Origin of the sequence: Corynebacterium fournieri (assembly GCF_030408775.1) — a bacterium.
Lineage (GTDB): Bacteria > Actinomycetota > Actinomycetes > Mycobacteriales > Mycobacteriaceae > Corynebacterium > Corynebacterium fournieri.
This window is the reverse complement of record NZ_CP047210.1, coordinates 553,682-572,436: the sequence shown is the minus strand read 5'-3', so window position 1 is coordinate 572,436 and position 18,755 is coordinate 553,682. Positions and strand designations below refer to the sequence as shown.

The 18,755-nt window shown below is 65.6% G+C and carries 17 protein-coding genes, 1 tRNA gene and 1 pseudogene; 8 read left to right on the top strand and 11 right to left on the bottom strand.

The genetic code is table 11. The features are described 5' to 3' along the window. Window positions 1–32 precede the first annotated feature (32 nt). Window positions 33–794: an ArsR/SmtB family transcription factor gene (locus tag CFOUR_RS02775; protein WP_179154830.1), complete on the bottom strand. Its 762-nt coding sequence runs from the start codon at window positions 792–794 to the stop codon at window positions 33–35. Window positions 795–927: 133 nt separating this feature from the next. Between CFOUR_RS02775 and CFOUR_RS02770 the strand changes: the two genes are divergently transcribed. From CFOUR_RS02770 to CFOUR_RS02755, 4 genes and pseudogenes are all read left to right on the top strand, one after another. Then, window positions 928–2,292, top strand: a complete 1,365-nt coding sequence (locus tag CFOUR_RS02770) for an MFS transporter (RefSeq protein WP_085957772.1) — start codon at window positions 928–930, stop codon at window positions 2,290–2,292. A gap of 201 nt (window positions 2,293–2,493) precedes the next feature. Continuing rightward, window positions 2,494–3,096: a TetR/AcrR family transcriptional regulator gene (locus tag CFOUR_RS02765; RefSeq protein WP_042529878.1), complete on the top strand. Its 603-nt coding sequence runs from the start codon at window positions 2,494–2,496 to the stop codon at window positions 3,094–3,096. Between the two features lie 85 nt (window positions 3,097–3,181). Next, window positions 3,182–4,369, top strand: coding sequence for an MFS transporter (locus CFOUR_RS02760; RefSeq protein ID WP_085957771.1), 1,188 nt, complete (start codon window positions 3,182–3,184; stop codon window positions 4,367–4,369). A 115-nt stretch (window positions 4,370–4,484) separates the two neighbouring features. Next, window positions 4,485–4,589: pseudogene (locus tag CFOUR_RS02755) on the top strand (IS6 family transposase); the annotation flags it as partial. A 390-nt stretch (window positions 4,590–4,979) separates the two neighbouring features. On the opposite strand, the gene CFOUR_RS02750 reads toward CFOUR_RS02755, so the two are convergent. The 6 genes from CFOUR_RS02750 to CFOUR_RS02730 all read right to left on the bottom strand — a co-directional run bounded on the left by CFOUR_RS02750 (window position 4,980) and on the right by CFOUR_RS02730 (window position 10,507). Further along, entirely contained in the window at window positions 4,980–5,399 is a 420-nt protein-coding gene (locus tag CFOUR_RS02750; RefSeq protein WP_085957770.1) for a single-stranded DNA-binding protein, read from the bottom strand. A gap of 90 nt (window positions 5,400–5,489) precedes the next feature. After that, window positions 5,490–5,633 (bottom strand): hypothetical protein, encoded by a 144-nt coding sequence (locus CFOUR_RS02745; RefSeq protein WP_005291046.1) that lies wholly within the window; start codon window positions 5,631–5,633, stop codon window positions 5,490–5,492. Between the two features lie 160 nt (window positions 5,634–5,793). Continuing rightward, window positions 5,794–6,816: a DUF4192 domain-containing protein gene (locus CFOUR_RS02740; RefSeq protein WP_085957769.1), complete on the bottom strand. Its 1,023-nt coding sequence runs from the start codon at window positions 6,814–6,816 to the stop codon at window positions 5,794–5,796. Between the two features lie 170 nt (window positions 6,817–6,986). Further along, complete coding sequence (locus tag CFOUR_RS11360; protein WP_085957768.1) at window positions 6,987–7,106, bottom strand: helix-turn-helix domain-containing protein; 120 nt, start codon at window positions 7,104–7,106, stop codon at window positions 6,987–6,989. 253 nt (window positions 7,107–7,359) lie between these two features. After that, window positions 7,360–7,433, bottom strand: a tRNA-Met gene (locus CFOUR_RS02735). A gap of 158 nt (window positions 7,434–7,591) precedes the next feature. Next, window positions 7,592–10,507 (bottom strand): UPF0182 family protein, encoded by a 2,916-nt coding sequence (locus tag CFOUR_RS02730; protein WP_230471820.1) that lies wholly within the window; start codon window positions 10,505–10,507, stop codon window positions 7,592–7,594. 169 nt (window positions 10,508–10,676) lie between these two features. Between CFOUR_RS02730 and CFOUR_RS02725 the strand changes: the two genes are divergently transcribed. Both CFOUR_RS02725 and CFOUR_RS02720 read left to right on the top strand, forming a co-directional pair. After that, a complete protein-coding gene (locus CFOUR_RS02725) occupies window positions 10,677–11,165 on the top strand; it encodes a PPA1309 family protein (protein WP_085957766.1) in 489 nt (162 codons plus the stop codon). A gap of 1 nt (window position 11,166) precedes the next feature. Continuing rightward, on the top strand, window positions 11,167–11,871 hold the full coding sequence (locus CFOUR_RS02720) for a hypothetical protein (protein ID WP_085957765.1): 705 nt from the start codon (window positions 11,167–11,169) through the stop codon (window positions 11,869–11,871). A 10-nt stretch (window positions 11,872–11,881) separates the two neighbouring features. On the opposite strand, the gene CFOUR_RS02715 is transcribed toward CFOUR_RS02720, so the two are convergent. Continuing rightward, window positions 11,882–12,952: a YlbL family protein gene (locus CFOUR_RS02715; protein ID WP_085957764.1), complete on the bottom strand. Its 1,071-nt coding sequence runs from the start codon at window positions 12,950–12,952 to the stop codon at window positions 11,882–11,884. Between the two features lie 90 nt (window positions 12,953–13,042). On the opposite strand from CFOUR_RS02715, the gene CFOUR_RS02710 reads away from it, so the two are divergent. After that, window positions 13,043–14,509, top strand: coding sequence for a zinc-dependent metalloprotease (locus CFOUR_RS02710; protein ID WP_085957763.1), 1,467 nt, complete (start codon window positions 13,043–13,045; stop codon window positions 14,507–14,509). 35 nt (window positions 14,510–14,544) lie between these two features. On the opposite strand, the gene CFOUR_RS02705 is transcribed toward CFOUR_RS02710, so the two are convergent. Next, window positions 14,545–15,060, bottom strand: a complete 516-nt coding sequence (locus CFOUR_RS02705; protein ID WP_290179872.1) for a M48 family metallopeptidase — start codon at window positions 15,058–15,060, stop codon at window positions 14,545–14,547. A 24-nt stretch (window positions 15,061–15,084) separates the two neighbouring features. Here CFOUR_RS02705 and CFOUR_RS02700 point away from each other — a divergent pair, with 24 nt between their 5' ends. Then, a complete protein-coding gene (locus CFOUR_RS02700) occupies window positions 15,085–15,933 on the top strand; it encodes a hypothetical protein (RefSeq protein ID WP_290179870.1) in 849 nt (282 codons plus the stop codon). Between the two features lie 8 nt (window positions 15,934–15,941). Here CFOUR_RS02700 and CFOUR_RS02695 read toward each other — a convergent pair whose 3' ends face one another. Together CFOUR_RS02695 and CFOUR_RS02690 are read right to left on the bottom strand one after the other, a co-directional pair. After that, window positions 15,942–17,990, bottom strand: a complete 2,049-nt coding sequence (locus CFOUR_RS02695; RefSeq protein ID WP_290179868.1) for an ATP-dependent DNA helicase UvrD2 — start codon at window positions 17,988–17,990, stop codon at window positions 15,942–15,944. After that, entirely contained in the window at window positions 17,981–18,754 is a 774-nt protein-coding gene (locus CFOUR_RS02690) for an NAD(+) diphosphatase (RefSeq protein WP_290179866.1), read from the bottom strand. Before CFOUR_RS02690 ends, CFOUR_RS02695 begins: the two co-directional genes overlap by 10 nt. Window position 18,755 lies beyond the last annotated feature (1 nt).

Genomic DNA, 18,755 nt, shown 5'->3' with positions numbered 1-18,755 from the left:
GAACGACTGAAGCCCTCAGGGACGGCTGTCGGTCAATTGAGGGAGATCCCCGCGTCGTTGAGCGCTGCCCGCCCGGCGGGAGTGAGACGCACGGCCCGGGTACGACCCCTGCGGGAAAGCCATTCCTTATCCAGCAGAGTCTTGCAGATTCCCGTGCCGAGAGGGCCGGCGAGGTGGAAGCGGCGTTCGGTGGAGTCCATGCACGACCTGCCCGTGTCGAGCATCTTCGGGGGCACACCCCACTGTATGAACAAGCGATGACCTTGATTAGTGACCTGACAGTGCGAGTCGATGAACTCGTGCTCTTCCAGTTGTTCAGCCAGGCGCACCCCGAGCTTACCGGCGAGGTGCTGATAACAGGTGCGGCCTTCACGTAGGTTCGCATTCGCCCGTGACGCGCTGAGGCTGTGAGGAGTGGGCAGGGGCGAGCGGGCGACCACGCCAAGGCTCTCGACCACTCGTGCGATGTCTTCCCCGGCCAGGCGAATGTAGCGGTGCCGGCCCTGCCGAATGTCGTGGACGAGACCGTGGGTGACGAGCACGTCAACATGCTCGCTCGCCGTCGACCGGGCCAGGCCCGCGTACCTGCCCAGTTCACCAACCGTCCAGGCCCGCCCGTCCATGAGCGCAGCACACATGGCCGCCCGCGACGAGTCAGCCAGAGCCGACGCGACTGTCGAGATATCCGGGACCGCTTCAGGAAACACGCGCGCAACCATGTCTCCAGTGTGCACCCGGAACTGTTCGGTGACGACCGAACAATCGCAGGCGTAGTTTGAACTCACCAGATTCATTGCATCAGGAGACGAAGGGAGCGATCGCGATGAACGGGGACCGCCAACGGCTACGCGGGCACTACGATGAGGACTTCTACAAGCGCACCTACTTCGGCCACCCGCCCGCCGAGGCTTCGCTGGAGTCTCGCGTATGACCGCGCATCGGCGCACGGCGCTGGTCGCGACCCTCCTCGGTTTCTTCATCGTCATGCTCGATACGACCATCGTCAATGTCGCCCTCGCCGAGATCGGCACTGACCTCGACATGACGGTGGGCTCGCTGCAGTGGGTCGTCGACGCTTACACCCTCGTGTTCGCCGCGTTCCTTCTCACAGCTGGGGCCGCATGCGACCGTCTCGGGGCCCGCAGGGTCTACCTCGCTGGCCTGGTGGTCTTTGCTGTGCTCTCGGCCGTGTGCGCCCTCGCTCCCACAGGCGGGTTCCTCGTCGCTGGTCGCGCCGTCCAGGGCGTGGGCGCGGCAGCGATCGTGCCGGGCTCTCTGGCATTGCTGTCGGCTGTGTACGACGATCCGAAGGAACGAGCACGCGCCATCGGGCTGTGGGGCGGCGCAGGAGGTGTTGCCGCCGCGATCGGACCGGTCCTGGGCGGAGCGCTGGTGTCGACGATCGGGTGGCGGGCGGTGTTCTGGGTCAACCTCCCCATCGTCGCGATCGGCTGTCTGCTCACCTTGTGGGCAATTCCCGTGCTCACGGGCAGTCGCGCGAGACGGGTGGACCTACCCGGACAGGTGCTCTCCGTGCTCACGCTGGTGGCAGTAACCTATGCAGTCATCACCGCAGGCGAACACGGATGGTCACCCTGGCAGGTAGCCGTGCTGATCGCCGGGGGCGTCTTCCTCGCCCTGTTCATCATCGCAGAGCGACGACACCCGGACCCGATGCTGCCGATGGCCTTGTTCACTCGTGCCCGGTTCTCCGTGGCCGCAATGGTAGGGCTCGCGCTCAACTTCAGCTTCTTCGGACAACTCTTCGTGCTCTCCCTCTTCTTCCAGCAGTACCTGGGATACGAGCCGTGGCTGGCAGGCCTCGCGCTGGCACCACAAGCGTGCAGCGCCGTGGTCGCGTCACCGCTGGGCGGCCGTGCCGTCGCCCGGTGGGGCGCGTTCCCCACCATGCTCACCGGCCTGGTAGTCGGCACGATCGGCTTCAGCAGCCTCGTGCTGCTCACCGCAGAAACCCCTTACGTGGTGGTCGCGGTGTTGACCTTCACAGCTGGATTCGGGATGGCCTTCGCGATGCCGGCCGCGACCTCGGCCGCAGTGGCCTCGGCCCCGCCGGAACATGTCGGCATCGCAGGAGGAGTCATCAATGCCGCCCGCCAGACCGGCAGCGTCGTCGGCGTCGCAGTCCTCGGCGAAATGGTCGCCAGTGGAGCGTTCCTCACAGGCTTCCACACAGCCGTCGCGGTCGCCGGTGGAGTCTTCGGTGCCGCAGCGCTCGTAGTTGCTGCCACCATCATCAGTCACCTACAGGAGCCAGTTACACCTGAAGTTTAGAATCATTGTGTGATGAAGCACCATCGGAGGAGGTCGAAGAAGCTGCTCTCCCCCCCCCAACTTTGCAACAGCACCTATACGAGCCAGGTGCGCGTCATGCGGGCAGCCCATTCAACAACGGCTGCACCAGTCAACGCTGCGTCGGTCGCGGCCTGTGTTTGTTTTGTACTCCATAGTCCATTAACTGCTAGCATCGCGGACATGGGTAGACCACGAACGTTTGACGAGGCGACGGTGCTGGATGCCGCGGCCGCGCAGTTCAGGGTGCGTGGATTCGCGGACACGTCGACTGAGCAGTTGTGCGCGGCGGCCGGGGTGCGGCGGAGCAGCCTGTACAACGCCTTCGACTCCAAGGATGAGCTGTTCGTTCGAGCACTGGAGCGCTATGTCGAGGTCACTGGTGAGAGTCAGGAGGCGGTGCTCGCCGATGCCGAACTGGATGGCTTCGCACGCGTGAGCGGTGTTCTGAATCTCATGATCGCCGAGGAGTACGAGGCGTCCACTGAAGGGCACGCGGCCGGGTGCATGGTCGTGACGACACGCATGACGCCGGACCGCGGCAGTCAGGACCCGCGCGTCGCCCGCATCCTCGACCGTGCACTGGGACGCCAGCTCGCGATGCTGGAGCACGCCGTCAGGGCCGGCAGGTTCGACGGCAGCCTCCGGCCGGACCTGGACGCTCGGGACACCGCACTGCTGGTCGTCACCCTGATCTCAGGGATTCGCGTCATGGCACAGGCCGGCTCCGCACCCGAGGAACTGCGGCGGATCGTCGCACTCGGCCTCAGTGCCCTGACACCTTGATACGCTACTACTGAGAAATCCGTGAGCTGTCGGGCTCACCTGCACCTTTATTTTGTACTAGAGAATCCACATTGGAGACCGAGCAATGAAGAAATACCTGTACGTACTGATGCTCACGATCATGGTGGTGGTCATGAGCGAGTTCCAGACCGCGGGGATGATGCCGCAGATCGCCGCAGACCTGGGCGTCTCGACCGGCCAGGTCGGGACGGTGGTCACTTTGTACGCGCTCGGCATGGCGCTCGGAGGCCCGCTGCTGGTGTACCTCCTGCGGCATCGCCCACCTAAAGCCTCGCTGTTGATCGTCATCGGAACCTATGCCGCGCTGGAGGTCCTGGTCCCGCTGATCCACGAGTTCTGGTGGCTGGCACTGCTTCGCGTCCTGACCGGATGCCTCTCCGGCGCCGCCTATGGCATCGCCGTGTCCTACAGCGCCCGACTGGCCCCGAGTCCGGAGAAGATCGGCGAAGCAGTGTCCATCGTGCTCGGCGGCATCATGATCGGAACCGTCATCGGCCTGCCGCTGTCGCACTTCCTCGCGGCCCGCTGGGGCTGGCAGTCCAGCTTCTACACCCTAGGCATCGCGGCCTTCGCCGTGTTCCTCATCAGCCTGCTCACCCTGCCTGCCCGTGAAGCCGCCACCCAGGAAGCCGCCGCACAGGACCTGCGCAAGCTGCGCTCGCCGAAACTCTGGTCCAGATACCTGGTCAGCCTGCTGACCATCGGCGCAGCCTTTGCCGGCTTCTCCTACTTCACCCCGCTGCTGGAACAGAACGCCGGCTTCGCGACGAATACGACGACCCTGATCCTGCTCGCCTACGGGATCGTGTCCTTCATCGGCAACCTCATCGTCGGCAAGTTCGCCGACCAGCACGCCATCGGCATCCTGCGCATCGGACACACACTGCTATTCATCTCACTCGCGCTCCTTGGAGCCTTCAGCAACGCACAGCCGCTCGTGCTGGCCATGGTGCTCATCGTAGGCGTCGCCGGAGTGCCGATGAACCCCGCCCTGGTCGCCCGCGTCGCCGAAATCGGAGGAACCGGGAACATGGTCAGCACGGTGCACACCTCCCTCATTACCATGGGCGTCGCCCTGGGATCAGCAATCGGCGCGCTCGCCATCGGCCGAGCCGGTGACGATCCCTCCGCAGCCATGTGGATCGGAGCAGCCTTCGCCGTTCTCGCCACACTCACCCTCGCAACACAAGCACGAGGCAGAAGACAACCTCTTCGACCGCCCCATGCAACTGAAACAGTAGATTGTGTCTGATCTGCTGATCTGATCAGATCACATCTCCAATCGGCAGGCCCGTCGATCTCCTGGACCATCAAACAGACGTAGCTACTTTCGCATCCCAACGGCGTTCTCGTCACCATGTAGCGCTGTGGAGGCGATGCACTCATTGCGGAAAGGGCAAGGCACGATGTTTGTCTACGGGCAACCGAACCCGGACGCGGTGATCGTCAACCGGGTCTTCGAGACGGCCTGAGAACGCCCACACGCAGCGGCCATCAGGGAATGAGAAACTGAGTCTTCGCTGCTCTCCCCCCAACTTTGCAACAGCACCTGAAATGGGGACCGACGGTCTCAAGGTCCGGGGCGACATTCGCAGGGGTCAGATCTTGTATTTCTGGGAGTCGTAACGGGTACCTGGTCTTGTAGGCCCAGGAGCTCCCACAGGTGGTCGACAACCTGCACTGGGCTCTTCCGGGGGCAAGGTTGGATGAATCGCTCTTCCGGGGGCGAGGTTGGATGAATCCCATCTCAGCGACACGGGAACTGTACGAATCGATGTATGGGTCGACCACGACCTCGGCGGATCTAGTATTTTGAAGAGAAAAAATAACCCCGCAGGGAAACCTACGGGGTGTTGTTGTAACTAGAACGGTGCTTGTTCAGCGTCTGCGAGCGCTGCGGTCGCAGCGTCGTTGCCTCGACGGGCTGCTCGGGCCGCGGACTCCTTCTTGGAATCAATCAACTGCACCGTGTCGATGCGTGCGACCAGCGGGTAGTGCTTCACACCGTCCTTGTCGGTGTAGACGTCGGTTTTCAGCGAGTAGCTCACCGCGACGCGATCGCCGGAGCCGATGCAGCCGAACACGCCGGGGTTCTTCGCGTCCTGGACGTAGCCGGTCAGCTCCACGATCTCGGACTCAACCTTGCCGGTGGCCTTGTTCTTGAAGGTGTTGCGCGCATAGACGCTGAGTTTCACCGTCGCGCCGCCGTTTGCGTGCTCGAACAGCTTCGGTGCGCGAGCTGCGTTGCCGACGATGGTGCCGTTGTTGAATGGGTTGGACATGGTGGTTCTCCTTACGTGAGGGGTGTGAATTGCCGTGCAATTTGGGTACTTAAGCAGCGGCTTTGCTGCTGCGGGGTGGTTGCGCTGTCGTTACAGCACTGCCCAGGGCAGCGGTGTGCCTGCCGCCTCTAGGTCGCGCAGTTCTTGCGCTGCGCCCGGATCGGCGTCCTCGCCGTCGATGCCGTCGGCGAGCTGGTAGAGCAGTTCCAGGTCGGTGTGGATGAAGTCGCGCATCAGGTGCCTCCTTGTTCGGATTGATGGTCAATCCGTCTGTTGGAGACAGCTCTGGTGTCTAGGGGTCGCTCCCCTGTCTCGTTGAGGTATCTGTCTTCGCAAGCCACGGCCCCGCGAGAAAAAGAAACCCCGTTGCATCGCTGCAACGGGGTGTGTGGTGCTACTCGGTGAACAAGATCGTGCGGGTCTTCTCGGCGCCCTCGCGGACGAGTTCAACCATCCGCTCGCCTTGGCCGATGTCGGTCAGCTTGGCCACCAGCGAGGCGAAGTTCTCCTTCGGCCCGATCTCGGTGGCTCGCTGCGCAGCCACGCCAGCTAGCCCCGGTTGGCCGGTGGCGTGGGCGAGCACGGCAACAGTGGCGGTGAGCTGCGCACGCATCCCCGGCCAGCTGGTCGGGACAGCGCGCATAACCTGCTCTATGAACGCAAGGCCAGCCTGCGGGTCATCGAGCAGTGCCGCAAGCAGCGTGTCTCGCAAGCGCGGCGTGGTGAAGCATTTCAACGCAGACCGAACAGCACGAATGCTCGGCTGGGTCATCTCCGCCGCCGCCTGTTCGTATTCACGCTGCAGCATGTCGGAGAACATGGGCGGGACAAAGGCTAGCGCGTCTTCGATGATGTCGGCGTGCTCGGCGGCGTCGATGCCGTGATCGGTGCTGTTCAACCGTGCCTCGATGTCGCCTTTGCTCGGCTCCGGCAGCTCGCCGGTGTGCTCTAGCATCTGCTTAAGCGCCGCCGATGCGGCGACCTCGCCGACAACGCCGTGGCGCGGCTCGTCGATGAGCGGATGCTGGTACACGGACCACCACGCAGCCCCGGTGACGATCTCGGGCACCTGCACCACCCCGAGCAGTGGCGGTAGGTGCACTGCCCCGCTGGTGAGATACGTGGCCGTCTCGTCGAAGATCGGTTGCGCAATGTCATCGCTGATCATGTACGCGATAACAGCGTCGAGTTCGAGGTGGTGGACCCAGGCTGCGAACCGCTCGCGGCTCTCGGTGAGCTTCTCCACGGCCTCGTCCAGGTCGAACCGTGCGACCGGGCCGAGGCGGATGGTGTCGGCGCCCTCGTCGTCGACGAAGAACGCGAGGATCAGCGAGTTGTTCGGGTAAAACCCGAGGATGCCGGGGAGGTTCGCGAGAATCTCGCCGTGGGATGCAAGCGTGTGAGAATGGGTGGACATGGCAGTGCTCCTTTGCACGAATACGGGGTGTATGTGGTCAATCCCGTATTCGGCCCGGCTCTGCCGGTCGCAGGCGTATCCCAGCAGTGCAGCACTCATGTGTGCCGAGCGTCGCTAGCGCAGCCTGATGCCTTCTCGCCGGGTGCGAGCGCTAGCGACGCAGCCTGTGCCTAAGCGTCGGCTTCGATGCGCTTGAGAGCGCGATAGATCGTCGGCCGCGAGACGTTGAGTGTCCTGGCTACTGCGCTGACGGACTTGCCGCCCTCAATAAACTTTCTCCCGAACGCCACGGTTGAGCAGTCTCACCCCCCGAGATAGGCAGACCCCCCGAACTGCCGGCTCCCGTGGCGTTCCTTCGTTGCCGCCGACCTCGCAATCACTAAACAATGCCCCGAAAACCTGCGCCGCTTCGTTGGAGCGTCGCAGTTCCGTTTGGTGCAGGATTTTGACCCTAGTGCACCAGCTAGTGCACCAAATGGTGATCCGCTCACAAAATGAAGAAGGCCCCTACCAGCATTTGCACTGGTAGGGGCCTTATCTTAGTAGCGGGGGCTGGATTCGAACCAACGACCTCTGGGTTATGAGCCCAGCGAGCTACCGAGCTGCTCCACCCCGCGTCGGGCGTTTATGTGATTATCGCCTGTCGCCGTAACCGGCAACGTGGAATTACTATACATACACCAACGATTAGCGCCAAACCCCCTGTTCAAAGGTGGTTTGGCGCTATCGTTTCTGCCCTCGAGTGGCGCGCTGGCGCGCGCCGTGCCTACTGGACCTACTGGGCCCGCTGGTACTCCTCCACCGCGCGATCCAGGCGGTCCAGGGCGCGGCCGTACTCCTCGAAGGAGCCGTCGCGTGCGCTCTCCAGGTTGCGCAGGGCGTCGTTGATGTTGTTCATCGCCTCGTCCTTGTTCACCTGCGGAGCGTCCTCGCTGCCCTCCGGCTGGGCCTCGCCTTCCGGCTTCGCCTCCTGGTTCTCGCCTTCCGGCTTGGCGTCGCCGCCGGCGTTCTCGTCCACAACCTCGATGTCCTGGGCGGCCGAGGAGTGGATGCCAACCTGGTCAAGCGCCTGGGAGATCGTCGGGGCGTAGCCCACCTGGCCGCGGTAGAACACCAGCACGCGCAGCAGCTTCGGGAAGGCCGATGCCTGGTCCTTGCGCTGCGAGTAGATCGGCTCGATGTAGAGGATCTCGCCGCCGCCCACCGGCAGGGTGAGCAGGTTGCCGTTCTTCAGGTCGTTGGTGCCCTCCCACAGCGTGCGGTCGCGGGCAACCTGGTCGGAGGACATCAGGGCGTCCTGCGCCTGCTTCGGGCCCTGGGTCTGCTTGTTCGTTGGCAGCACGCGCACGGTGATGTCGCCGTAGGTCTCCGGGTCGGAGGACACCGCCATGTGCGCGGACAGGAACTCGCGGTTCAGGCCGCGGAACGGGGTGATCAGCTGGAACGACGGCTTGTCCGTCTCCGGGTCGGCCGCCACCACGTAGTACGGCGGCTGGTTCAGCTGGCCGCGGCCCTCCGGCGCGGTCGGGTCGTTCGGCACGGACCAGAAGGCGTCGTTGTTGAAGAACACGCCCGGGTCATCCACGTGGTAGCGCGCCAACAGGTCGCGCTGCACCTTGAACAGGTCCTCCGGGTAGCGCAGGTGCTCACGCAGAGAATCCGAGATGTCGGACGCCGGGCGCACCGTGCCGGGGAAGGTTGCCTGCCACGCCTTGAGCACCGGGTCGGATTCGTCGAAGGCGTAGAGGTCCACGGAGCCGTCGTAGGCGTCGACGGTGGCCTTGACGGAGTTGCGGATGTAGCCCACGTTGTCCGTGATCAGGCGCTGCGTGGTGCCGTCCGGGTTCAGCGCGTCCTGCGTGGTGGACTGCAGGGAGGTGCGCGTGGAGTACGGCAGCTGGCTCAAGGTGGTGTAGCCGTCCACGATCCACTTCACGCGGCCGTCCACCACGGCCGGGTACGTCTTCGAGTCCGTGGTCAGCCACGGCGCGACCTTTTCCACGCGCTCGCGCGGGTCACGGTCGTAGAGCACCTTGGAGTCTCCGCCCACGCGGTCGGACAGCAGGAAGTTCAGCTCCTGGTACTTCACCGTGTAGGCGAGGCGGTTGAACACGTTGCCGATGTCAACGCCGCCCTTGCCCTCGTAGGTGTAGGTGGAGTTGTCCGTGTCGTACTCCACCGGGCCCTGGCCGGTCTCGCCCACGATGGCGTAGTCCAGGCCGTCTTCTGCGGAGGCGATGACGGGGCCGTAGTAGATGCGCGGCTCGTCGACCTTGATACCCAGTTCCTCAGCGTCCTCAGCGGCCTGGGCGGCGGCGTTGGACTGCAAGTCGGAGACGGTGAAGATCGGAAGCCCGCCGCGGGTGGAGCCGGCGTCCTGCGCCGCCTCGTCCACGGTGTTGGCCTGGGCAGCGATGAAACCGTTGCCGTGGGTGTACACGGTGTGGCGGTTAATCCAGTCGCGCTGGTTTTCACTCAGGGAGTTCGGGTTCATCTCGCGGGCGGCGACCACGAAGTCGCGCAGCTCGCCGTCCACGTCGTAGCGGTCCATGGCCAGCTGGTCCGGGAAGCCGTAGAAGTTACGCAGCTGCTGGTTTTGGGTAAACGTCGGAGAAATAATCTCCGGGTCCAACAGGCGCAGATTCGCAATCGTGGCCTCATCTTTCGCCACATCCGTGTTGGAAGTGTCGCCCGAGCCCCAGTTGTCCAGGTAGGTCACCTTGTCGTCCGTGAGGCCGTAGGCCTCGCGCGTAGCCTCGATGTTGCGGCCGATGTAGTCGTACTCCTTGGCCTGGCGGTTCGGCTTGACGGAGAACTGCTCCATCAGCGCCGGCCAGACGTTGCCCACCACCAGCGAGGACAGCAGCATCAGCACGGTAGCCAGCACCGGGATGCGGAAGTCGCGGTAGACGATGGAGGCGAAGAACGCGGCAGCAACCACTACGGCGATGACGGTGAGGATGATCTTTGCCGGCAACATGGCGTTGACGGTGGTGTAGGAAGCACCGGTGAAGATGTCGTTGCGTCCGAAGAGCAGGTAGTAGCGCTCCAGCCAGTAGCTGACCGCCTTGAGCAGCATCCACAGCCCGGCGGTGACGGCGAGCTGGATGCGGGCATCCTTGCTGATGTAGCCGGATACACCGGAGACCCGGTTTCCAATGCGGATGCCGCCGAGCAGGTAGTGGGCGGCGGTGCCGACGAGGAAGGCCACCAGCAACAGCAGCGACAAGGTGTCCACCACTGCGGAAATGCCCGGCAGAGTAAACGCGTAGAAGCCCAGGTCGCGTCCGAACTCAGCGTCGGAGGAGCCGAACTGTCCGCCGTTGAACCAGAGCATGAACACGCGCCACATGCGCTGCCCGGCTAGGCCGGACAAGATAGCCACCACGACCGGCACCCACACCAGCAGGCCGCGAACGGATTGCTGCACCTGCTGGCGGTACTGGGCCGCCTGGTCGAACGGGGCGGCGTCTTCCTTCGGCCGGCCGCGCCAGGCAAACCTGGCGGCGGCCCAGGTAATCAGACCGCCGACAATGGCGAAGATGGCAAATAGCACCACCCGAGCCAGGATCACACGATTGAATACGCCCCTGAAGTCCACTTCCCCGAACCAGAGGAAGTCGGTGTAGAACCCGACCGCCATCGGTAACAGGATGAGGATGATGCCGAGGACACCGAGGGTTGTGAGCAACCCAGTGTTCGGTTTCTTGGCGCGTGGTTGTGGCCGATTGAGGCGGGTAGCCAAGCCTGCTCCTTAGGAATTAGTGTGTGCAACGCAGTTAAGCTTCAAGCTTAAATACTCCAACGTCCAAGTTGTCCGGAGGGTTCCCGTGCGCGAACAGCAAGCATTAAATAAGGCCATGCTGGAGGCCGTCGAGTTCGTCCACGCAGAAGGGTGGGATGCGCCGCCGACACTGTTCGGGCTCGTGCCCACGCAAATGCTTGTCGACGAGCTGGTTGACCTGGATGATTCTTCCCCGCTGACCCTGGTGGTCCAAGACCTGCCGGAGCACATTTTGCCCGGCTCGGAGGAGCTCGGCGAGTACGTCTCGCGCATCGCCTGGCCGCGCGAGGTCGAAGGCGTGATCCTGGCGCAGGAGATTGTGTTCAAGGACGCCTCCGCCGGCGCGGACGCCGAGCCGCGCCCGGCGCGCCTGTTTTCCGGGGTGCTGCGAGACGAAGACATCGAGCAGACGCTGCTGCAGCTGCGCCTGACCGAAGAGGAGCTGGAAGAGCGCGGGGCCTTCGCCCAGGACGACATCGAGCTGCGCGGCGGCCCGGGGGTTGCCCCCGGTGTGGTGGCGGCGCTGCGCTACGGGCTCGAGCAGGACCCGGACGAGCTGGTTTAGGATGACACACGTGTTCACTTCCCGGTCCCGTTCCCTTCCCCTGCTCGCTGCGGCTGCCGCAGCGGCGCTGACGCTTTCCGCGTGCTCGGACGATTCCGACGCGGACGCGGGCGATACCCGCGCCCCGGAGATCACCTCCACCGAGACCCCACCCAGCGACACTGATACCGCTACCGACACCGCCACCGAGGCCACCACGGCCGACGAGTCGGAGACAGCCGGAGAGACCTCGCGGGAAACGGCTGAGGAATCAGCGGGGCGAACGAGCACAGCCACTACCAAGAAGTCGGCGACGGAGACGACGTCGTCAAGCACAAGCTCCCGCAAGCACGAGGCGCAGGCGCTGGATGAGGTGCGCGAGCTCTTTGCCACGCTGGCGCCGCCGGAGTTCTTCGACCAATTCGACGACTGCTCCGCGGGCGGGCTCAGCGGCACCTACGACTGCTCCGGCGAGAGCATCGGGCAATTCCAATTCTTCGACTCCGAAGCGAAGGCCGCCTCCACAACACAGCTGCTGACCGAGCTGCGCTCCTCCCGCGTGGTGGAAGACAACGGCGACCGCGTGGTGGGCTGGTCCACGCTGGGTACCTCCGCGATCATCACTGTGGTGGACAACCGCGCCGGCCAGGTGATGCAGCAGCTGATCTCCTCCGACCAGGAAGACCCGCGCCAGCGCATCTACGACCTGGGGCTGGCGAAGAAATAGCGAGAAGTAGCTAGCAGGAGGGCACGTCGCGCCCCGCGGCGTAGTCCTCCAACGCGTCCACAGCCTCGGTGAGGTTGCCCACCTTTGCCACCGTCATGTGCTCGGTGTGCACCCGCTTGACCGCGTCGCAGTTGCCCGCCGGCGCCAAGAACAGCTCCGCCCCTTCATCTTCCGCAGCGCGGAGCTTGTGCTCGATGCCGCCGATCGGGCCTACCTCGCCGTCTTCGTTGATCGTGCCGGTGCCGGCGACGAACTTGCCTCCGTTGAGCGCGCCGGGGGTGAGCTTGTCAATCACAGCCAGCGAAAACATCATGCCCGCGCTCGGGCCGCCGATGTCGTTGAGGTTGTAGTTCACGTGCAGCCCGCCGGCGGGCTCGGACGTCATCAAAATGCCCAGCATGGGTTGGCCCTTCTCGTGGGGGTTCTCCCCCAGCGTTACCGTCTCGGTGCGCTCGGCACCGTCACGCTCGACGGTGACCTCCACTTCTTCGCCCGGCTCCATGGCGCGCACGGCCTCCTGCACCCCGCCAGGGGTCGTTTCCGGCTTGCCCGCAACGGCGGTAATCAGGTCCCCTGGCTGCAGGATGCCGTCAGACGCGCTGCCTTCCACCACGTCGTGGACCGCGACCGTGGTGGGGCGGTCAAGGTAGTGCATGGCGGCGACGGTGGCGGACGCCTCCGAGGCGACGAAGGCCTGCTGGTTGGCTTCGCGCACCTGCTCTTCGTCCAAGTCCGGCGGCATGATCTGCTCCACCGGGACGATGGTGTCGTCCGTGGCAATCCAGCGCCCCAGGGCCTGGCCCAGCGTCATGTTCGTGCGCACCGACACCGTGGTCATGTTGAGCTGGCCGCCGGTATCGAGCGTTTCTGCGCCCACGACGTCCACCACGGGCTCGCCGCCGACCTCGCCGAGCGTGTCAAACATGGGGCCCGGCCCCTCCGCCGCGTACGGGACGGTGAGGCGGATATCGGTGCCCGGGATGTGGTCTGCGGTCAACGCACCCGCAAGCAGCACCACGGGAATGGACCCCCACACCAGTGTCGACCACCGCCGGTTCCGTGCTTCGCGCGCTTTGGACATAGGCGCAGATTCTAGCGCAGGCCGCTTGAAACTCCGTTGCTAGCTCTCAGCGAACCCATGAGCTGTCAGGCTGGCTGTATTCTGGCGGCTATGACTAACGGATTTGGTTTCTCCTTTCCAAACGACTCGAACGACGACGGCGACAACGACGCCAACAAACGTGGCGACGGCAACGGCCGCGACAACGACGGCCGCGGCGACGCGTCCAACCCGTTTGCGGCGTTCGGCTTCGGGGGAAGCTTCGGCGGGGGCAAATCCGGTGCGGCAGGCGGGGGCGGCCTCGGGGACATGTTCAACCAGCTCGGCCAGATGCTCTCCGGCATGGGCACGTCCATGAACGCCCAGGACAAGAGCGACGCGGTGAACTTTGAGCTGGCGGCCCGGATGGCGCGCCAGCGCATCGCGGGCGCCAACCCCGTCTCTGACGCGGACACCCGCGCGGCGGAGGAGTCCGTGCGCCTGGTGGAGCTGTGGCTGGATGAGGCAACCGACCTGCCGGCCAGCGGCGCAACCGCGAAGGCGTGGAACGCCGAGCAGTGGCTCAACCAGACGATGCCGATGTGGAAGCGTCTGGTCAACCCCGTGGCGGAGCACATGAACCGCGCGCAGCTGGACAACATGCCAGAGCAGGCCCGCGAGATGATGGGCCCGATGGCTGGGATGATGAACCAGATGAACTCCATGCAATTTGGCATGAAGCTCGGCCACGCCCTCGGCGACCTGGCGCAACAAGCGCTCACCGGCACGGACTTCGGCTTGCCGGTCGCCCCAGCCGGCACCGCAGCGCTGCTGCCGCGCAACATCGCCGAGATTTCCAAGGGCCTCGACCTGGCGGGCCAGGAAGTGATGGTCTACATCGCCGCCCGCGAGGCCGCGCGCCAGCGTCTGTTCCGCCACGTGCCGTGGCTGGTGGAACGCATCGTCTCCTCCGTCGAGGAGTACGCCGCGGGCCTGGAAATCGACACCTCGCACATCGAGGAGATCGCCCGCAACCTCAACCTCGAAGGCGGCGACCCGCAACAGATCCAAGAAGCGCTGCAGAATTTGCAGGGCGAAGACCTCTCCCCTCGCGTGGGCACCCGCAACGCCGGGGCGACCTCCCGCCTGGAAACCCTCATCGCGCTTGTCGAAGGCTGGGTCGACGTGGTGGTGGCCGAGGCGCTGGGCGAGCGCATCCCCTCGACGCCGCAGTTGGCGGAAGCGTGGACTCGCCGCCGCGCCACCGGCGGCTCTGCCGAGCAGGCCTTTGCCAACATCGTGGGCATCGAGCTCGGCGCGCCCCGCACGCGCGACGCTGCGGAGCTGTGGCGCCGCATCGACACCGCCGTCGGCACCGAGCGGCGCGACCAGGTGTGGAACCACCCGGACTTCCTCCCCACCGCAGAGCACCTGGACAACCCCGCCGCGTTCATTGACACGCTGCTGGACGACCAGCCGGACACCGACTTCGACGACGAGTTTGCCAAGCTCGAGCAGGAGTTGCGCGACAACCCGCAGCTCAAGCGCGAAGACGGCGACGGCAAGGACGACGGCCGCGAAGACGGCACGGAACTTTAAGGGCCACGCTTCTAGGCGCCGAACTTGAGAGGCGCCTACCCGAAGCGCTGGTAGGCCTCCAGGTAGCCGCGTGCCCGCTCCGCGTTGGGCGCCCGATCCGCCCACGCGTAGAACTCCTTGCTGTGATTGGGGATGAACGTGTGCGTCAGCTCGTGCACGATCACCGCGTCTAGCACGTAATCCGGCACCTGCTTGAGCCGGTCGCTGATGCGGATATCGCCCGTGGCCACGGTGCACGAACCCCAGCGCGAACGCTGGTTCGACACCCACCGGATAGAGCCGATGCGCGCCTGGCCTTCCAAAACGGCGGTGTTGAGGGAATCGGCGCGGGCCCGCAAGGAGGCGTCGTCACGCGGGCGCGCCTTGGTCTTTTGCTCCAGCTTTGAAAGCATCTGCTCCACCGCCTCCCGCTCCTGCGCTTTTGTGAAGTGGGCGGGAATGCGGATCTCCGCCACCCCGCCAACCAATTTCGCCTGCACAGAACGCGTTCTGCGCGCAGAGCGGATCACGCGGTACGGCGTCGCGGCGCCGTCAGTTTTCCTGCCAGCCATGGCAATGCATTGTAGGATCCCGCCGTGGGGGTGGATGCAACGATGATCAACGACCACACGCGGGTAAAACTCGCCTTCGGCGCACACCCGTTTCTGCGCGCCAACAACGTCATCCAATTCGGGGCGGACGCTACGCGCACGGGCATGGTGACCACGGACAACGCCGAAGAAGTCTCCGCGCTGCTCGCCGGACTTGTCCGAGGACGGCAGCTGGGGTGGGTGGTGGACCAGCTCAGCGCAGCCATCGGGGCGGACGCCGCGCGAAGCCTCGCAGACGACCTAGTCAGCTACCGCGTCCTCGTCCCCGCGGCGGCACCTGGTGTACTGCTGGTGGGACACGGACCGCTCGCGGCGGCGCTGAGCGCGCAGCTGCGCGACGCCGGCGTGCAGGTGCGCAGCCCCGCCCGCAACGAGGCGCTGGCAAAGTTTCTGCTCCGCGGCGACCGGTGGATGCCCGTGGCCGCAGTCAACGCCACTGCCCTGTTCAACGAACTGGCCGCGCACACCCGCCAACGCCGGGGGCCCGTTGTGCCGGTGACGCAAACGGACGCACGGGTCATAGTCGGCCCCGTATGCGCCCGCCCCGGCCCGTGCCCGCTGTGCGTGCGCCTCTACCTGTTGGACCGGGACCCGAACTGGCCCGTGGTGGAGCAGCACGCGCCGTTAAGCGTCAAGGGCGAACCGACAGCTGCGGCCGCGGGGGCAGCCGTCGCTTCAGTGGTGCTGCGGCGCCTCGCCGGAGTTCCGGACCCGCCCGGGGTGTCCGCGCCCGCGCCGCGCGCAGGCCACCTGACGGTGGTGGACCCGTTCGCGCCGGTGCCGGTGACCGCGGCGCAGCTGCCGCCGCACCCGGACTGCTCCCTGTGCTTCTAGGTGCCCGCCTAGCGGAACTGCTCCAGCACGCCCAGCACCCCCGCGCCGTAGTTGTCCACCTTCACCGGGCCGATGCCGGAGACCCCGAGCAGTTCCCGCTCGTCTATCGGCATCGCCTCCGCGATCGACATCAAGGTCGCATCCGTAAACACCACGTACGCCGGCTGCCCGGCCGCGCGCGAGACGTCGAGCCGCCAACGCTTCAGCGCCGCGTAGACCGCCTCGTCGAAGTTCGGCTCGCACTCTTCGTGCCTGCCCAACGCCTTTTCCGCCGGCGTGGCCAGCAGGTTGCGGCACACGCTGCAGCGCTTCGTGCGCTTGAGCCGCTCCGGCGACTTCTCCACCTCGAGCTCAGGCACCAGCCCGTCCAAAAAACGTGACCGGGAGCGGTTTTTGTGCCCGCCCTCCTGCCGCGCCAGCGACCACGACAAATGCAGGTGCTCGCGGGCACGGGTCACGCCGACGTAGAACAGGCGGCGCTCCTCTTCAATCTGCTCGTCGCCCGCCTTGATCGCGTGCGAAATCGGCAGAGTCTTTTCCACCAGCCCGACCAAAAACACCGCGTCCCACTCCAAGCCCTTCGCGGCGTGCAGGCTGGCCAAGGTCACCCCGTCCACCGCCGGCGGCTGCTTCGCGTCCGCCCTCCGGCGCAGCGAGACCATGACCTCTTCCATGTTCGATGCCTCGCGGGTGCGCATGATCTCCTCGATCAAGTCCACCAGGGCGCTGAGGGACTGCCAGCGCTCCCGCGCCTGCGCACCCTCCGGCTCCGTCGGTGTCAGCCCGAGCGGGGCCAGCGCGGCACGCGCGACGCGCACCGGATCATCCGGCAGGTCCGCCCGTTTCGTCGCGCGCACCAGCTGCGCGAACGCCTCGCGGATCTCCGCGCGCTGGAAAAAGCCCTCGCCGCCGCGGACCTGGTAGACAATCCCTTCGTCCGCCAGCGCCGCTTCGAAGGCGGCGGACTGGGCGTTGATGCGGTACAAGATTGCGATTTCGCGGGCCGGAACGCCGTCGTCAAGCAGCTTGCGCACCCGCCGGGCCACAGCGCGCGCCTCGGACGGCTCATCGTCGTAGCCGTTGAACTGCGGCTGCGGGCCGTGGCCGCGCATGCCCTCGAGTTGCAGGCGCGTGCCCGCGATACGGCCCGACGCCTTGCCGATGACCGTGTTGGCCAAATCCGTGATCTCCACCGTCGAGCGGTAGTCGCGCTGCAGCTTCACGACGGTCGCGTGACCGTACGTCCGCGAAAAATTCAACAAGTAATCCGGAGTCGCACCCGTAAACGAGTAAATGGTCTGGTTGGCATCGCCCACCACCGTCAGGTCGTCCCGCGTGCCCAGCCAGCCTTCCAGCACCCGCTGCTGCAACGGCGTGACGTCCTGGTACTCGTCCACCACAAAGGACTGGTACTGGGCGCGGAACTCCTCCGCCACCGCCGGCGCGTGCTCCAGCGCCCCGGCGACGTGGATGAGCAAATCGTCGTAATCCAGCAACATGCCCTCCGGGCTCGTCTTCGCCTCCTCGTAGAGGCGGTAGACCTGGGCGACCTTCTGCGCGTCCGCCGGCGGGGTGCGCGCAGAATCGCCGATGCGTTGGACGTAATCCTCCGGGCCGATCACGCTGGACTTGGCCCACTCAATCTCGCTGAGCAAGTCGCGCACCATCTCCTTGCCGGTGTCCAAGCCGGCGGCGCGGGTGGCGCGGGCGACGAGGGGAAACTTGTTGTCCAGCACCCGCCACGGCAAATCACCCGCGATTTGGGGCCAGAAGTACCGCAACTGGCGCATCGCCGCCGAGTGGAACGTGCGCGCCTGCACCCCACCGATGCCCATGGCGGTGAGACGGTCACGCATTTCACCAGCCGCACGCTTGGTAAACGTCACCGCCAGCACGCGCGTTGGTGCGACCTGCCCGCGGTCGATGAGGTTGGCAATGCGGTAGGTGATCGTGCGCGTTTTGCCCGTGCCCGCACCGGCGAGGATGCACACCGGCCCGCGCGGCGCTTCCGCAGCGACACGTTGGTCGTCGTCGAGCACGCTGAGGTCTATGGCCACGGGTGGGCTCCTTCCAAAAAGTGTGGTTCGGTTCGTGCCCAGCGCTCGATCAGCGTGCGGGCGATGGTGCCTTCAGCGGCCAAGCGCAACGTGGGCAATTCCTCGCGGGTAGCCCAGACCACACGCGACAGTTCCCCATCGGTGGGGCCGTGGGCATCCACGTCCGCGCTGCGCGCCGTCATCCCCAGCATCAGCGCACCAGAGGCCGGCCACGGTTGGGAAGACACGTAGCGCACGTCGGTTGCGCGGCGGCCGGTTTCCTCCCGCACCTCCCGCGTAAACGCCGCCTCCAGCGTCTCTCCCACATCCACGTACCCCGCCACGAGCGTGAAGTAGCCGGGCCGGCGGGAGTTTTCTACCAGCAAAATGCGCTCGCCGGCGGGGTCTTCCACCACGCCGATCACGCACGGGTCCAGCCGCGGGAAAATCGGCGTGCCACTGGCGCCGCGAGCGACAATGCCGCCGTCGCCCCACTGCAGCTCAGAGCCGTCCGTGGGATCGAAACGGTAGCGCTCGCGGGCGCGGACAAGGCCGATAGCGCGCGCGGCCAGCGGGTGGTTCGCGTGGGAACGGGCATCGCCGGTTGCGCCCGCCGGCCCGGCGAGATCAGCGGCGTCGATACCGTGCACACGGGCCGCGGTGACCTCCGCAGCGATACGGACGTGGCTGGACGTGGCGGCGGCGGCCGGAGGGACGTCGATAAGCAAAGGCTCCCCGTTCGCGCCGAGCGGGAAGCGCCCGGCGGCATCGATGAGCAGCAACATC

Coding starts and splice junctions, on each gene's coding strand:
- CFOUR_RS02765 (WP_042529878.1), top strand. CDS start 2,494: ATGGGTAGACCACGAACGTTTGACGAGGCGACGGTGCTGGATGCCGCG.
- CFOUR_RS02775 (WP_179154830.1), bottom strand. CDS start 794: ATGAATCTGGTGAGTTCAAACTACGCCTGCGATTGTTCGGTCGTCACC.
- CFOUR_RS02710 (WP_085957763.1), top strand. CDS start 13,043: ATGACTAACGGATTTGGTTTCTCCTTTCCAAACGACTCGAACGACGAC.
- CFOUR_RS02725 (WP_085957766.1), top strand. CDS start 10,677: ATGCTGGAGGCCGTCGAGTTCGTCCACGCAGAAGGGTGGGATGCGCCG.
- CFOUR_RS02740 (WP_085957769.1), bottom strand. CDS start 6,816: ATGTCCACCCATTCTCACACGCTTGCATCCCACGGCGAGATTCTCGCG.
- CFOUR_RS02750 (WP_085957770.1), bottom strand. CDS start 5,399: ATGTCCAACCCATTCAACAACGGCACCATCGTCGGCAACGCAGCTCGC.
- CFOUR_RS02690 (WP_290179866.1), bottom strand. CDS start 18,754: ATGTTGCTGCTCATCGATGCCGCCGGGCGCTTCCCGCTCGGCGCGAAC.
- CFOUR_RS02760 (WP_085957771.1), top strand. CDS start 3,182: ATGAAGAAATACCTGTACGTACTGATGCTCACGATCATGGTGGTGGTC.
- CFOUR_RS02720 (WP_085957765.1), top strand. CDS start 11,167: ATGACACACGTGTTCACTTCCCGGTCCCGTTCCCTTCCCCTGCTCGCT.
- CFOUR_RS02770 (WP_085957772.1), top strand. CDS start 928: ATGACCGCGCATCGGCGCACGGCGCTGGTCGCGACCCTCCTCGGTTTC.
- CFOUR_RS02705 (WP_290179872.1), bottom strand. CDS start 15,060: ATGGCTGGCAGGAAAACTGACGGCGCCGCGACGCCGTACCGCGTGATC.
- CFOUR_RS02715 (WP_085957764.1), bottom strand. CDS start 12,952: ATGTCCAAAGCGCGCGAAGCACGGAACCGGCGGTGGTCGACACTGGTG.
- CFOUR_RS02745 (WP_005291046.1), bottom strand. CDS start 5,633: ATGCGCGACTTCATCCACACCGACCTGGAACTGCTCTACCAGCTCGCC.